The organism is Kitasatospora cystarginea (assembly GCF_039533515.1).
In the GTDB taxonomy this organism is placed as follows: Bacteria; Actinomycetota; Actinomycetes; order Streptomycetales; family Streptomycetaceae; genus Kitasatospora; species Kitasatospora cystarginea.
Window position 1 is genome coordinate 85908 of record NZ_BAAATR010000036.1, and the last position, 11683, is coordinate 97590.

Consider the following 11683-nt stretch of genomic DNA (forward strand, 5'->3'; position numbering starts at 1 on the left):
CGCGCGAATCACCCTAGTGTCGCAATGGATTTGCGCGTCGGCGACCTCAGCCGAGAGGCAGGTGCCCCTCGTCGAGGTCTTGCACAAAGCGACTCAACCGCCTTGCCGCCTCCGGAAGATCACGCTTGGCGGTCTCCGTGACCATCAACAGTTGACGGGTGAGAGCGGTCTTTGCCTCTGCTGACACGTTCAGCGCATGAACGCGTGCATGGGCTTGCTTCAACCGCTCGGCCACAAGCGCGTAGAGCGCTGCGACTTCCGGCTCGTCCGGTTCCTCAGCAGGTGAGGTCTGGTCGTCCTGCCGATCGTCAATTCGACTCTCGGCGACACCGTCCGTCCCCTCCGTCGACGCGGGTTCGCCACCCTCGTACGGAGGTTCACGGTGCCAGTGCATGCAACGATTGTGCCATCTGTACAGAGTTGCGCTGTCCGCACCCCTCTCCGACAAATCCCGGCAAGTATCCCGAGCCCGCGTGAGACCCGAACTCAGGGCGGGAACAGCGGATGGCCCGCCCCCCCGATAGGGAGCGGGCCATCCGTCGGACCGTCAGAAAGGGCGCGCTCAGGCGACCGGCTGCGTACGCGGCTTGAAGCTCGGGCGAGTGCGCTCGAAGGCCGCGATGTCGGCCTCGTTCTGCAGCGTGATGCTGATGTCGTCCAGACCGTTCAGCAGCCGCCAGCGGACATTGTCGTCCAGCTCGAACGGGGCGTTGACACCCTCGGCTCGCACCTCGCGGGCCTCGAGGTCGACGGTGATCTCGGCGGCCGGATCGGCTTCGGTGAGCGCCCACAGCCGCTCCACCGTCTCCTGCGGCAGGACCACCGTCAGCAGGCCGTTCTTCAGCGAGTTGCCGCGGAAGATGTCGGCGAACCGCGAGGAGATCACCGCCGCGAAACCGTAGTTCTGCAGCGCCCAGACCGCGTGCTCACGCGAGGAACCGGTGCCGAACTCCGGGCCGGCCACCAGGACCGTGGCGCCCTGTCGCTCGGGCTGGTTGAGCACGAATTCCGAGTCCTTGCGCCAGGCCTCGAACAGGCCGTCCTCGAAACCGGAACGGGTGACCTTCTTCAGCCAGTGCGCCGGGATGATCTGGTCGGTGTCCACGTTGCTGCGGCGCAGCGGGACGGCCCGGCCGGTGTGAGTGGTGAACTTCTCCATTGTCAGGCCTCCACGGGGACGGTCAGGTCGGCGGGCGAGGCCAGGCGGCCCAGAACGGCGGTCGCGGCGGCGACCTGAGGTGACACCAGGTGGGTACGGCCGCCCTTGCCCTGCCGTCCCTCGAAGTTGCGGTTGGAGGTGGAGGCGCAACGCTCACCGGGCGCCAGTTGGTCGGGATTCATGCCCAGGCACATCGAGCAACCCGCGTGCCGCCATTCGGCGCCGGCGGTGGTGAACACCTTGTCCAGGCCCTCCTCGACGGCCTGCAGGGCGACCCGGACCGAGCCCGGGACGACCAGCATCCGGACGCCCTCGGCGACGCTGCGGCCCTCCAGGACCGCGGCGGCGGCCCTCAGGTCCTCGATCCGGCCGTTGGTGCAGGAGCCGACGAAGACCGCGTCCACCTCGACCTCGCGCAGCGGTGTACCGGCCTCCAGGCCCATGTACTTGAGCGCGTTCTCGGCGGCGATCCGCTCCTGCGGGTCGGCGAAGGAGGCCGGGTCCGGCACCGAGGCCCCGAGCGGTGCGCCCTGGCCGGGGTTGGTGCCCCAGGTGACGAACGGGGTCAGTTCGCCCGCGTCGATGAAGACCTCGGCGTCGAAGACCGCGTCCTCGTCGGTGGCCAGGGTCTTCCAGTACTCGACGGCGGCGTCCCAGTCCTCGCCCTCGGGGGCGTGCGGACGGCCCCGCAGGTAGTCGAAGGTGGTCTGGTCGGGGGCGATCATGCCCGCGCGGGCGCCGGCCTCGATCGACATGTTGCAGACGGTCATCCGGGCCTCCATGGAGAGGCTGCGGATCGCCGAGCCGCGGTACTCCAGGACGTAGCCCTGGCCGCCGCCGGTGCCGATCCTGGCGATGACGGCCAGGATCAGGTCCTTGGCGGTGACGCCCTCGGACAGTTCGCCCTCGACCGTGATCGCCATGGTCTTGAACGGGGCCAGCGGCAGCGTCTGGGTGGCCAGCACGTGCTCGACCTGGCTGGTGCCGATGCCGAACGCCAGCGCTCCGAAAGCGCCGTGGGTGGAGGTGTGAGAGTCGCCACAGACCACGGTCGTGCCGGGCTGGGTCAGGCCCAGCTGCGGACCGACCACGTGCACCACGCCCTGCTCGACGTCGCCGAGCGAGTGGATGCGTACGCCGAACTCCTCGGCGTTCCTGCGCAGGGTCTCCAGCTGCACCTTGGAGACCGGGTCGGCGATCGGCTTGTCGATGTCCAGGGTGGGGGTGTTGTGGTCCTCGGTGGCGATGGTGAGGTCGGTCCTGCGGACCTTCCGTCCGGCCAGCCGCAGCCCGTCGAACGCCTGCGGGCTGGTCACCTCGTGCAGCAGGTGCAGATCGATGTAGAGCAGGTCAGGCTCGCCCTCGGCGCGCCGGACGACGTGGTCGTCCCAGACCTTCTCCGCGAGTGTCCGTCCCATCGCTTTCCCTCCAGCCGGCCGCTCTGCCGGCCTTCTCGTGTCGTCGGGGTCGCTTCCCGGGCCGCCCTGGTGAGGCTCCGCGGGCGGACCCGCACGCCGGATCTGTTGTCCAGGATGTGGACACCCTGGCGAGGGGCCGATCCTGGGTTTCTCCCGGGTTGCTGCTTCAAGAGTGGCGCTTTCCCGGCAGGATTGAACTTGCGTCTCGCGGACTGAGACTGCAGTATCGAGACATGGACAACACTAGCGGCGTCGGCGTTCTCGACAAGGCCGCTCTGGTGCTCAGCGCACTGGAGTCGGGCCCCGCCACGTTGGCGGGGCTGGTCGCCGCCACCGGTCTGGCGCGGCCCACCGCCCACCGACTCGCCGTCGCACTCGAACACCACCGCCTGGTCACCAGGGACATGCAGGGTCGTTTCATCCTCGGCCCCCGACTTGCCGAACTCTCCGCCGCGGCGGGCGAGGACCGGCTGCTCGCCACCGCGGGCCCGGTCCTGACCCACCTGCGCGACGTCACCGGCGAGAGCGCGCAGCTCTACCGCCGACAGGGCGAGATGAGGATCTGCGTCGCCGCCGCCGAGCGGCTCTCCGGCCTGCGGGACACCGTCCCGGTCGGCAGCACCCTGCCGATGAAGGCCGGCTCGGCCGCCCAGGTCCTACTGGCCTGGGAGGAGCCCGAGCGGCTCCACCGGGGCCTCCAGGGCGCCCGCTTCACCGCGACCGCGCTGAGCGGCGTACGGCGGCGCGGCTGGGCCCAGTCCATCGGGGAGCGGGAGCCCGGCGTGGCGTCCGTCTCCGCGCCCGTACGGGGCCCCTCCAACCGGGTGGTGGCCGCAGTCTCGGTCTCCGGCCCGATCGAGCGCCTGACCCGCCACCCGGGCCGGCTGCACGCCCAGGCCATCATCGAGGCCGCGAACCGGCTCACCGAGGCACTGCGCCGCGGCTGAAAGCAATGCGGAAGGGCCGCTCCGGAAATTCGGAGCGGCCCTTCCGCATTGACCCGGCACATTCCGGGGAAAACAAAAAAGTCCCGGATCGACCGGGACTCAATTTCTGGCTGGGGTACCAGGACTCGAACCTAGACTAAATGAACCAGAATCACTCGTGCTGCCAATTACACCATACCCCAACAAAGCGCTCGGCCGATGGGATTCCACCCACCGGCCCAGCCGCTCTGGTACCCCCGACCGGATTCGAACCGGCGCTACTGCCTTGAGAGGGCAGCGTGCTAGGCCGCTACACAACGGGGGCCTTCTAAGCGATCCCTTGCAGGATCAGTACCCCCGACCGGATTCGAACCGGCGCTACTGCCGTGAGAGGGCAGCGTGCTAGGCCGCTACACAACGGGGGCTTTCCGAACGGCTCCTTGCGGAACCAGTACCCCCGACCGGATTCGAACCGGCGCTACTGCCGTGAGAGGGCAGCGTGCTAGGCCGCTACACAACGGGGGCTTGATCTATTCTGAACTGCGCTGGGGTACCAGGACTCGAACCTAGACTAAATGAACCAGAATCACTCGTGCTGCCAATTACACCATACCCCACCAGAGTTGAACCCTTGCGAGCTCTCCTCGGGCGTTGCGCCTCTCGCTCGGTTCCCGACGGGGTTTCACTCCCTCGTCCGTTCCCTCCCGGGCGGCGCAGAAAGAACATTACCCGACGTCTGGCCTGGGTCCAAAATCGATAACCCCTGGCCGGGGGCGGGGCGGCTGCGTGCCAGGTCAGGACCGGGCCCGCAGCCGCCCCGCAGCCGGGGCTCAGGAGGTCGGGACGAGGTCCAGGGCGGCCGTCAGCCTGCGCAGCGTCTCGGCGCGGCCGAGCAGCTCCATCGACTCGAACAGCGGCGGGGAGACCCGGCGGCCGGTGACCGCCACCCGCAGCGGGGTGAAGGCGAACTTGGGCTTGATGCCCAGACCGTCCACCAGCGACTCGCGCAGCACCGCCTGGATCGGCTCGGGCGTGAAGTCGCCGAGCCCCTCCAGCGCCTTGATGCTGGCCTCCAGCACCGGACGGGCGTCGACGGTGAGCGCCTTGGCCGCGTCCTCCTCCTGGACCTTGAAGTCGGCGGGGTCGACGAAGAGGAAGCCCGCCATGTTGACGATCTCGCTCAGTACGACCATCCGCTCCTGGGTGAGCGGCGCCACCTTGGCCAGCAGGTCGAGCTGCTCGGCGCTCGGCTCGGCCGGCAGCAGGCCGGGGGCCTGCAGGTACGGCACCAGGCGCTGGACGAAGTCCTCCGGGGCCAGCCTGCGCAGGTGCTCGGCGTTGATCGCCTCGCACTTCTTCAGGTCGAACCGGGCCGGGTTGGAGTTCACCTTCGAGACGTCGAAGGCGGCGACCAGCTCGTCCATGGAGAACAGGTCGCGGTCCTCGGCGAGCGACCAGCCGAGCAGCGACAGGTAGTTGAGCAGGCCCTCGCGGATGAAACCGCGCTCGCGGTACAGGTTGAGGCTGGCCTGCGGGTCGCGCTTGGACAGCTTCTTGTTGCCCTCGCCCATCACGTACGGCAGGTGGCCGAAGCGCGGGGTGACGCCGCTGCCGACGCCGATCTCGGCCAGCGCGGCGTACAGGGCGATCTGACGCGGGGTGGAGGAGAGCAGGTCCTCGCCGCGCAGGACGTGGGTGATGCCCATCAGGGCGTCGTCCACCGGGTTGACCAGGGTGTACAGCGGGGCGCCGTTGGCACGGACGATGCCGTAGTCCGGCACGTTCTCCGACTCGAAGCTCAGCTCGCCGCGGACCAGGTCGTCGAAGGAGATGGTCTTGTCGGGCATCCGGAAGCGGAGGATCGGCTTGCGACCCTCCTGCTCGTAGACGGCGACCTGGTCCTCCGTCAGCTCACGGCAGTGGCCGTCGTAGCCGGAGGGCTTGCCGGCCGCGCGGGCGGCCTCGCGGCGGGCGTCCAGCTCCTCGGTGGTGCAGTAGCAGTGGTAGGCGTGGCCGGCCTCGTGCAGGCGCTTGGCGACGTCGGCGTAGATGTCCATCCGCTGCGACTGCCGGTACGGCGTGTGCGGGCCGCCGATCTCGGGACCCTCGTCCCAGTCGAAGCCGAGCCAGCGCATCGCGTCCAGCAGCTGGTTGTACGACTCCTCGGAGTCGCGGGCGGCGTCGGTGTCCTCGATCCGGAAGACCAGCTTGCCGCCGTGGTGGCGGGCGAAGGCCCAGTTGAAGAGGGCGGTGCGGACGAGGCCGACGTGGGGGTTGCCGGTCGGGGAGGGACAGAAGCGGACTCGGACGGTCGGGTCCTTCGGGGTGGCCGGGGTCGTACCCGGCTCAGTGCTAACCACGCTTGATCACCTTGTTGGTGAGAGTGCCGATGCCTTCGATGGAGACGGCGACTTCGTCGCCGACGTTGATGGGGCCGACACCTGCCGGGGTGCCGGTGAGGATGACGTCGCCCGGGAGCAGCGTCATCGCCTCGGAGATATGGACGATCAGCTCCGCGATCGAACGGACCATCAGGGAGGTCCGGCCGGTCTGCCGCAGGTCGCCGTTGACCGTACAGGTGATCGCCAGATCACTCGGGTCGAGTTCGGTCTCGATCCACGGCCCGAGCGGGCAGGAGGTGTCGAAGCCCTTGGCCCGCGCCCACTGCCCCTCGCGCTGCTGCACGTCGCGCGCGGTGACGTCGTTGGCGCAGGTGTAGCCGAAGACGATCTCCGGAACCCGCTCCAGCGGCACCTCCCGGCCCATCCGGCCGATCACCACGGCCAGTTCGGCCTCCGGCTGGACGTCCGAGGAGAACGGCGGGTACGCGATGGACTCGGTGGGGCCGATCACCGCGGTGGAGGGCTTGAAGAAGGTGAGCGGGACGGCCGGGACCTCGTTGCCGAGCTCCGCCGCGTGCGCCGCGTAGTTCCGGCCGACCGCGACGATCTTGTTGGGGAGGATCGGTGCCAGCAGCCGGATGTCCTCCATCCGGTAGCTCTCCCCGCTCAGCTGCATGGAGACGATCGGGTGGCCGGCCAGCGCGTGGACCACCAGAGACTCGGGCTGGGAGGGGTCGCCCTCGACCACGCCGAAGGAGACGCTGCCGGCGGCAGGGCTCCCTTCCCGGACGGAGAACCTGGCAATGCGCACGGTTGGGAGCCTCTCGGTCAGTCGGGCACCGGCCTTACCGGGCCCTGCTCGAACGCTCCCCAGGCTATCGCGTGGCCCTCCGCAGGCCCTTCGCGCACGGCCGGGGGGACGGTCGGACAAATCGGCCGCCGCTCCCGGCACGGCCTGGGAGGAGAGAAAAGGGGCGCCTGCCGCGGTCGCGGCCGACGCCCCCTCCGGGCCCTCGCGCCCCGCCGGTCAGTCCAGCGGCTTGCGCGGCGCCGGGGCGACCATCAGGACGGTGCGGCGCGGGTTGGCGGTGCTGGCGGGCAGTTCGGTCGTGTAGACGGCCTGCTGCGGAGCGTCCCCGTAGCCCTCGGCGGCGGCCAGCGTGGTCCGGCGCGGGTTCGCCGTGGCATCGCTGACGGGCGTGGACGTGGTGACGGCCTTCTGCTCCGGCTGGGACATCGCGTAGCACCTTGGGGTTCGGGGCCGGCTCACAGGAGTCGGCCTGCGTGACTTTGGGCAGGCTCATGGGTGCACTGCTCCGCACAGCCAGATTAGGGATCTCATTCCACAGGCGCCGCGATCAAAGCTATACATTCAGATGTGACCTTGCTCACAAATTGAGTAGCAGAATACGCATTGCGGACATTTCATCCCCGCCGATCGGCCTGACAATTGCGGCATTTCGGACAGATGAGAACGTCTGCGACTCTTGGCGATCCACGGCCAAGTTGGCATGTATCCGGCGAGTGTCCGAAAAAGACCGTATTCGGGTGGGGTTACCACACAGTCAGTGAGAATCTGCATGCGCTCGGTAGCTCAGGACACCGCCAGGTAACGGCCCTTGTTGGACTTCTCCCGCTGTGCTGGAATGCCACGGAAAAACTCGACACCGTCCCGTCCGCGACAGCGGAGAGGGACGCCCGGTCCAGAGGTTGCGACGCCAGTGCAGGGACGTTTCAAGAGGGGCAGCGGCGCCGCGGGTGACCCGGAGTCGCGCGAGCCCGTGGCAGGCCCCCACCAGGCAGCACCGGCCAACGAGCCGGACCAGCAGGCGACCGGCGCCGGTACCGGCCCGGAGCAGTCCGCGGGCAAGGACGGTGCTCCGGAGGCCGAACAGGCCGGCGAGAAGCGCCGGTCCCGACTGCGGGGCTCGCTGAACCGCCGCCGTGCCACCGGTATGTCCCGGTTCGCCATGCGCAACTGGCGAATCCGTACCCGTCTGATCGCCCTGCTGCTGCTCCCCGTGGTCGTCTCCCTGGTCCTCGGTGGCCTGCGCATCCAGTCCTCGGAGCAGAACTCCAAGCAGCTGTCGCAGATGACCGGCCTGTCGGACCTGGCCCAGAAGGCCACCGCGCTGGCCAACGCGCTGCAGACCGAGCGCGACATCAGCGCCGGTCCGCTGACCGTGAGCAGCAGCAACCAGCAGGACCCAGACGTCCTCAACGCCCGGAAGACCACGGACACCCTCAGCAAGGCCTTCGCGGCCAGCGCCGACAACTTCGACAACCTCGACCTCGCCGGTGGCCAGGCGCTGCTGCTCCAGGTCCGCAAGGACCTCAACCAGCTCTCCGAGGCCCGCAGCACCGCGTACACCAACCAGGACAACATCCAGGCCACGATCACCAACTACGACGTGATCATCAAGGACCTGCTGGGCATCACCCAGGACATCGCGATCGCCTCGAACAGCACCGAGCTGGTCAAGGTGACCCGGGCCCTGCAGCAGTTCTCGCTGGCCAAGGAGGCCGCCTCGATGCAGCGCGCGCTGATCAGCGCCGCGCTCGCCCGCTCCGGCGGCCAGGACCTGAGCACCTCGGACGAGACCTTCGGTATCCGGCTGCAGACCGAAGAGGACAACGCCAACACCAACTTCACCGCCATCTACGGCGACGCCGCGGCCGTGGCGCTGCGCGCCCCGCTCACCTACAACCAGGTGATCGCCGAGGCCGAGCGCTACACCAAGGCCGTCCTCAACACCAACGGCATCAAGCAGAGCGACGTCCGCACCTACAAGAGCTGGTACGACGACGCCAGCGCGAAGATCACCGCCGAGCAGAAGATCGAGTCCTCGCTGCTGGAGCAGCTCAACGGCAAGGCCCAGCAGCTCCAGGACGACGCCGACACCGAGACCGTGATCAACGTCTCGCTGATCGCCCTCGTCCTCATCGTCGCCATCGCCGGTGCCGCCATCGTGGCCCGCTCGATGGTGCGCTCGCTGACCCGACTGCAGGCGGCCGCCGAGGACGTCGCCGAGCGGCGACTGCCGGAACTGGTCAAGACGCTCTCCGAGAGCGACCCGCAGGACGTCGACATCTCCATCGCCCCCGTCGGCGTCGACTCGGCCGACGAGATCGGCCATGTGGCGCACGCGTTCGACATGGTGCACAGCGAGGCCGTCCGCCTCGCCGCCGAGCAGGCCCTGCTGCGAGGCAACATCAACGCGATGTTCACCAACCTCTCGCGCCGCAGCCAGGGTCTGATCCAGCGCCAGCTGTCGCTGATCTCCGAGCTGGAGAGCCGCGAGGCGGACCCGGACCAGCTGGCCAGCCTCTTCAAGCTGGACCACCTCGCCACCCGTATGCGCCGCAACGGCGAAAACCTGCTCGTTCTCGCCGGTGAGGACCCCGGCCGTCGCTGGACCCGTCCCGTCCCGCTGGTCGACGTGCTCCGCGCCGCCGCCTCCGAGGTAGAGCAGTACGAGCGCATCGAACTCGCCGCGGTCCCCTCGGCCGAGGTCGCCGGCCGCGTCGTCAACGACCTCGTCCACCTGCTCGCCGAGCTGCTGGAGAACGCCACCTCGTTCTCCAGCCCGCAGACCCGCGTCCGGGTCACCGGCCACGCGCTGCCGGACGGCCGGGTGCTGGTCGAGATCCACGACACCGGTATCGGCCTCTCCCCCGACGACCTGGCGGAGATCAACGAGCGCCTGGCCAGCCCGCCGACCGTGGACGTCTCCGTCTCCCGCCGCATGGGCCTCTTCGTGGTCGGCCGCCTGTCCCTGCGTCACGGCATCCGGATCCAGCTGCGCCCCAGCGACTCCGGCGGCACCACCGCACTCGTCATGCTCCCGATCGACGTCACCACCTCGGCCGACCGGCGCGGCAGCCGAGGCGGTGCAGCGCAGGCCAAGCAGCAGCGCGGCGTCGCCCCGGCACCGCGCCAGGGCCGCGGCGGTGCCGCCGAGGCGCTGTCCGGCCGCCAGGCCGCCGCGCTCGGCCAGGGCGCGTCCGGCGGTGCCCCGACCGGCCGTCCGCAGCTCGGCCAGGGCCCGCAGGCCGGCAGCCGCCCGGGTGCACCGGGCATGCCGGGTGCTCCGGGTGCTCCGGCCGGCCCGGGCGGTGGCCTGCCCACCCGCAACCCTCAGGCAACCCTGCCGGGCGGTCCGCAGGGCGGCCAGCCGGCCGGCGCACCGAACGCGCCCCAGGCCGGCGGCGGCCTGCCCACCCGCAACCCCCAGGCCACCCTGCCGGGCGGTCCGCAGGGCGGCCAGCCTGCCGGCGCACCGAACGCGCCCCAGGCCGGCGGCGGCCTGCCCACCCGCTCGGTCGGAAAGTCGCTGCGCGAGACCCCTGCCCCCGGCCAGCCGCCCCGCCGTACGCCGGGCGCCTCCGGTGCGCCGGCCGGCCCCGGCGGCGGTCTGCCGCGCCGTGGCGATGCCGGGTCCGGGGCCAACCGTCCCGGCCCCGCGCAGGAGCGTCCGCGGCCCAACGCCGAGCAGCCGCAGCACGGTTGGGCCGAGCAGCCGTCGAACGGCGGCCTGCCGACCCGTCCCGCCCGGGGCGAGCAGGGCCGCCCCGGCCAGGAGCTGCCCAACCGTCGTCCGCAGACCGCGCCCGGCCAGCCGCAGCAACCCGCTCCGGCCGCCCGGCCGCAGGCCCCGCAGGCCGGCCAGCAGCCGCCCGCGCAGCAGCCGCAGGCCCAGGGCCAGGCACCGGCTCAGCAGGTTCAGCAGGCCCAGCCCCAGGCTTCCCAGGCACTCGCTCAGCAGGCGGCCCAGCCCCCGGCCGCGGCCGAGACCACCGGTTCGCTCTCCCGGCCGCGGTTCGAGGCCAGCCAGATCGACCCGCGTGACCCGCTGGGTCTCGGCCTGGTCGAGCCGGTCCTCCCGAGCGTGCCCAACCCGGCCGCCCCGCAGGCGGCTTCGGCTCCGCAGGTCCCGGACGGCCGGCAGCCGCAGCCGAACCTGCCGCAGCCCGCTCAGGAGCGTCCGGCCCCGCAGCGGCAGCAGCCGATGGCGCTGCCCACCGGTCCGGGCATCGATGGCCCGCAGGGCACCATCGGCGACGGCCGGCAGTTCCAGCAGCCGGCGCTCGGCCGCCCGCGTCCGACGTACCAGCCCCAGCGTCCCGGTACCACCGCGCCGGGCTTCCCCGCGGACCTGGCCGCGCAGCAGCAGCCGCAGGCCCCGCAGGCCGGCCAGCAGCCGCCCCAGGCCCAGGCCCCGCAGCAGCGCATGGAGCAGGAGCGCCCGCGTCCGGTCATGCCGGACCAGCAGGGCCAGCAGGGCCAGCAGGGCCAGCCCGGCCCGGCCGCTCAGCCCGGTCAGGCCTCCGAGGCCCCGTGGCGCCCGTCGGCGAACGACGAGCGCTGGCGCCGCGCCGAGCAGGTCCGCCAGCCCTCGACCAGTGGCATGACGCTTTCCGGCCTGCCCCGGCGTACGCCGCAGGCCAACCTGGTCTCCGGCACCGCCGAGGCGGCGCCGCTGACCGGCCCGCAGGTCTCCCGAGCCCCCGAGGAGGTCCGCGGTCGTCTGACCAACCTGCGCCGCGGCATCCAGCAGGGCCGCCAGGCCGGCGCGGGCGGTACGACACCCGCAGGCGGTACGCCGGTCCCCGGTACCGGTGCACCCACGGGTAACCCCGGTGGCGCCGCGCACCCGGGCCAGCGGCCCACCCGTCCGCAGCGGTTCGACGGCTTCGACGCCCCTCGGGGCAACGGAGGCTTCGGCGAGTTCGGCCCAGATCACCAGGAGCGTTGAGTTGAGTCAGATGAGCCAGGCCGCACAGAACCTGAACTGGCTGATCACCAATTTCGTGGACAACACCCCCGGGGTGTCGCAC

Annotated in this window: 8 protein-coding genes, 5 tRNA genes and 1 pseudogene; 3 read left to right on the forward strand and 11 right to left on the reverse strand. The window is 70.7% G+C overall.

From position 1 onward, the window contains the following. Positions 1 to 46: 46 nt before the first annotated feature. The 3 genes from ABD369_RS41285 to leuC form a co-directional block, all read right to left on the reverse strand. Positions 47 to 394 (reverse strand): SCO5555 family protein, encoded by a 348-nt coding sequence (locus ABD369_RS41285; protein ID WP_425557819.1) that lies wholly within the window; start codon positions 392 to 394, stop codon positions 47 to 49. A 168-nt stretch (positions 395 to 562) separates the two neighbouring features. After that, positions 563 to 1159, reverse strand: coding sequence for a 3-isopropylmalate dehydratase small subunit (gene leuD, locus ABD369_RS30760; RefSeq protein WP_344639861.1), 597 nt, complete (start codon positions 1157 to 1159; stop codon positions 563 to 565). A gap of 2 nt (positions 1160 to 1161) precedes the next feature. Continuing rightward, positions 1162 to 2577, reverse strand: coding sequence for a 3-isopropylmalate dehydratase large subunit (gene leuC, locus ABD369_RS30765; RefSeq protein WP_344639862.1), 1416 nt, complete (start codon positions 2575 to 2577; stop codon positions 1162 to 1164). 233 nt (positions 2578 to 2810) lie between these two features. Here leuC and ndgR point away from each other — a divergent pair, with 233 nt between their 5' ends. Then, positions 2811 to 3524 carry an IclR family transcriptional regulator NdgR gene (gene ndgR / locus ABD369_RS30770; RefSeq protein WP_030275730.1) on the forward strand — a complete coding sequence of 238 codons (714 nt, stop codon included), beginning with the start codon at positions 2811 to 2813 and terminating at the stop codon, positions 3522 to 3524. Positions 3525 to 3631: 107 nt separating this feature from the next. On the opposite strand, the gene ABD369_RS30775 is transcribed toward ndgR, so the two are convergent. From ABD369_RS30775 to ABD369_RS30810, 8 genes are all read right to left on the reverse strand, one after another. Continuing rightward, a tRNA-Gln gene (locus tag ABD369_RS30775) sits at positions 3632 to 3706 on the reverse strand. A 46-nt stretch (positions 3707 to 3752) separates the two neighbouring features. Further along, positions 3753 to 3828, reverse strand: a tRNA-Glu gene (locus ABD369_RS30780). Positions 3829 to 3855: 27 nt separating this feature from the next. Further along, positions 3856 to 3928 (reverse strand) — tRNA-Glu (locus tag ABD369_RS30785). Positions 3929 to 3955: 27 nt separating this feature from the next. Beyond that, positions 3956 to 4028 (reverse strand) — tRNA-Glu (locus ABD369_RS30790). A gap of 20 nt (positions 4029 to 4048) precedes the next feature. Continuing rightward, positions 4049 to 4120 (reverse strand) — tRNA-Gln (locus ABD369_RS30795). Positions 4121 to 4333: 213 nt separating this feature from the next. Then, a complete protein-coding gene (gene gltX / locus ABD369_RS30800) occupies positions 4334 to 5863 on the reverse strand; it encodes a glutamate--tRNA ligase (RefSeq protein WP_344639863.1) in 1530 nt (509 codons plus the stop codon). After that, entirely contained in the window at positions 5856 to 6656 is an 801-nt protein-coding gene (locus ABD369_RS30805) for a fumarylacetoacetate hydrolase family protein (RefSeq protein WP_344639864.1), read from the reverse strand. The genes gltX and ABD369_RS30805 overlap by 8 nt, the downstream gene beginning before the upstream one ends. 216 nt (positions 6657 to 6872) lie before the next feature. After that, the gene (locus ABD369_RS30810; protein ID WP_344639865.1) at positions 6873 to 7082 is read right to left on the reverse strand and encodes a hypothetical protein; all 210 of its coding nucleotides are present in this window, start codon (positions 7080 to 7082) and stop codon (positions 6873 to 6875) included. A gap of 544 nt (positions 7083 to 7626) precedes the next feature. Here ABD369_RS30810 and ABD369_RS30815 point away from each other — a divergent pair. Then, complete coding sequence (locus ABD369_RS30815; RefSeq protein WP_344639866.1) at positions 7627 to 11601, forward strand: nitrate- and nitrite sensing domain-containing protein; 3975 nt, start codon at positions 7627 to 7629, stop codon at positions 11599 to 11601. A gap of 10 nt (positions 11602 to 11611) precedes the next feature. Then, positions 11612 to 11683, forward strand: a pseudogene (locus ABD369_RS30820) (roadblock/LC7 domain-containing protein); the annotation flags it as partial.